This window comes from Acidimicrobiales bacterium (assembly GCA_036273495.1).
Classification (GTDB): Bacteria; Actinomycetota; Acidimicrobiia; order Acidimicrobiales; family JAJPHE01; genus DASSEU01.
The window spans coordinates 1-2,580 of the sequence record DASUHN010000385.1 but is presented as its reverse complement, the minus strand read 5'-3'; the positions used below and the strand labels follow the sequence as shown (position 1 = coordinate 2,580).

4 protein-coding genes are annotated in these 2,580 nt (G+C 73.4%); 1 reads left to right on the top strand and 3 read right to left on the bottom strand.

What is annotated here, in order from left to right; genetic code table 11:
- A partial coding sequence (locus tag VFW24_16720; GenBank protein ID HEX5268414.1) for a cobalamin-dependent protein occupies positions 1 to 365 on the top strand: 365 nt, incomplete at its 5' end.
- 273 nt (positions 366 to 638) lie between these two features.
- Here the strand turns inward: VFW24_16720 and VFW24_16715 are convergent.
- The 3 genes from VFW24_16715 to VFW24_16705 form a co-directional block, all read right to left on the bottom strand.
- Positions 639 to 1,694 (bottom strand): metallophosphoesterase, encoded by a 1,056-nt coding sequence (locus tag VFW24_16715; protein ID HEX5268413.1) that lies wholly within the window; start codon positions 1,692 to 1,694, stop codon positions 639 to 641.
- Positions 1,691 to 1,879, bottom strand: a complete 189-nt coding sequence (locus VFW24_16710) for a hypothetical protein (GenBank protein ID HEX5268412.1) — start codon at positions 1,877 to 1,879, stop codon at positions 1,691 to 1,693. The genes VFW24_16715 and VFW24_16710 overlap by 4 nt, the downstream gene beginning before the upstream one ends.
- A 22-nt stretch (positions 1,880 to 1,901) precedes the next feature.
- A partial coding sequence (locus VFW24_16705; protein ID HEX5268411.1) for a carboxyl transferase domain-containing protein occupies positions 1,902 to 2,580 on the bottom strand: 679 nt, incomplete at its 5' end.

Genomic DNA, 2,580 nt, shown 5'->3' with positions numbered 1-2,580 from the left:
ACGGTCACTCCAACGGCGCCGAGCAGATCGCCGTGGCCGCCCGGGACGCCGGATTCGAGGTGGTGTACCCCGGGATCCGGCTGACCCCGGAGCAGATCGCCGCCATCGCCCGGGACGAGGACGTCGACCTGGTCGGGATCTCGATCCTCTCGGGCAGCCACCTGGAGCTCGTGCCCGAGGTCATCGAGCGCCTGCGGGCCGAGGGGGTGGACGCCCCGGTGGTGGTCGGCGGCATCATCCCCGACTCCGACCAGCCCGGCCTGCGGGAGCTGGGGGTGGCGGCGGTCTACACGCCTAAGGACTTCCAGCTGGTCGGGATCATGGACGACCTGGCCGGCCTGGTCGCCGCCCGCCGGCGGGCCTGAACGCCCTCCCGCGGCCTTTCCGGGGGCCGGCGGGCGCATCTGGTCATTCCGACGGGTAGTCCGCGCCGAGGCGGTGTCAACCCCCGCCCTCCGCCGCGGATCACGCGCGCAGCGTGCCGATCCGGGACCTCGTCCCCAAAGTTGTCCACAGGCGTGGATAACGCGGTAGGCGCGACCAGCCCCGTCTAGCTGGCCCTGGCCAGGTAGTGGAAGGTCGACGAGGCGGCTGGGCGCCCACCTCGAGTGGTTTTCCGGAGGTTTGTCCCCAAGCGTTCACGGACCGGTTACCCGGAGGCAACGGTCCCCCAGCTGCCCGAAGGCGTACCCCGGGAACAGCCCGCCGAACAGGGCCCGGGTCCGCTCGGTCCACGCCAGGGCCGCCGGGGCCGAGATGCGGTGGACGATCTGGAGGATCCCCCCCTCGTAGACCCGGTACTCGGCCCAGCACCCCGGGAACTCCTTGACGCTGGCCACCTCCACCCAGGGCACCGGCCCGGTGGCGGCGAAGCGCCGGACCCGGTTGCGGTGGGTGTGGCCGGCCAGATAGGCCGCCAGACGGGGCCGGCGGGCGAACAGGGCCACCAGAGCCTCGGAGTCGTCGGGGTTGATCCCGAAGTAGCCGGCGGGACGGCTGTTGGACCCCGGCCCCCAGGCATGGTGGTGGCCCATCACCAGCACGGGCCGGTCGGCGCCGGCCCCCACCTCGTCCAGCCACTCCAGCTGGTCGGCGGGGACCCGACCCGTGTGCCAGCGGAGGATGGTGGTGTCGAGGAGGGCCACGGTCACGCCCGGCAGGTCCACCCGGGCGGGGAGCCCGGGCGACAGCGGGCCTCCCGGGGCCCCCCCGGCCACGTCGTGGTTGCCGGGGATCGTCACCAGGCGCCCGGCGAAGCCGGAGTAGCAGCGGGAGAAGGCGGACAGGTCCGCGGCGGCGCCGGCGTCGCTCAGGTCCCCCTTGGCCACGACCAGGTCGGGCTCGACGGCGGCGATCTCGGCGGCGGCGGCGGCGTTCATCACCTCGGGGTAGGGGTCCTCCCCGGGCTCGGAGCGCAGGACCGGGCCCACCGGCAGCTCGGCGAGGTGGCCGGCCTCGATCTCCCCGAAGTGCAGGTCGTTGACGGTCGCGACCCGGCAGAGCAGCTCTCCGGGCGGCCGGGGGAGGGTGCGGAAGCCGGTGCCCTCGAGCTCGTAGCCGGTGTCGGGGTCCAGGCCGTCGTGGCGGCGGACCTCGGTCGCCATGCCCGTTTCCGCCCCCGCCGGGACGAAGAAGACGGCCTCGGTGTCGGTGACGGTGGTGAGCTCGGGGAGCCCCGGCTCCGCCGGCGTCACCACCGCCAGGGGCGGTCCCGGCGGGCCGCGAGGGGCCGGGCCCACCACCGCCCCGAGAAGCGCCAGGCGGTGGGCGGGGTCTCGTCGTCCTGGGCCGGCGGGCGGGGGCGGGGCCAGACCGCCTCGACGGCGGCGGCGATGGCCGCCATCTCGTCGTCGGCCGGGGGCTGGAGGTGGTACGTCATGGGCGGGTGGGGGTGCGGGCCGTCACAGGGGCACGTTGCCGTGCTTGCGGCGGGGCAACTCCTCGCGCTTGGTGCGCAGCATCTCGAGGCTGCGGATCAGGACCTGGCGGGTCTCGGCCGGATCGATGACGTCGTCGACGTAGCCGCGCTCGGCCGCCACGTAGGGGTTGGCGTACTGCTCCACGTACTCCTCGACCAGCTCGTTGCGCCGGGCCACGGGGTCGGCGGCCATCTGCAGCTCGCGGCGGTAGACGATGTCGACCGCGCCCTGCGGGCCCATCACCGCCAGCTCGGCCGACGGCCAGGCGTAGGCGAGATCGGCGCCGATCGACTTGGAGTTCATGACGACGTAGGCGCCGCCGTAGGCCTTGCGGGTGATCACCTGGATGCGCGGCACGGTGGACTCGCAGTAGGCGTAGAGCAGCTTGGCCCCGTGGCGGATGATGCCGCCGTACTCCTGGTCGGTTCCCGGAAGGAAGCCAGGGACGTCGACGAACGTGACGAGCGGGATGTTGAAGGCGTCGCATGTGCGGACGAAGCGCCCGCCCTTCTCCGACGAGTCGATGTCGAGCACCCCGGCCAGGATGGCGGGTTGGTTCCCGACGATCCCGACGACCCGCCCGTCGATCCGGGCCAGACCGCAGGTAATCGACATGGCCCAGTGCTGGTGGACCTCGAAGTACTCGCCGTCGTCCACGATG

Bases quoted from the DNA above. Each gene is read 5' to 3' on its own strand.
- VFW24_16710 (HEX5268412.1), bottom strand. From the start codon at position 1,879: ATGACGTACCACCTCCAGCCCCCGGCCGACGACGAGATGGCGGCCATC.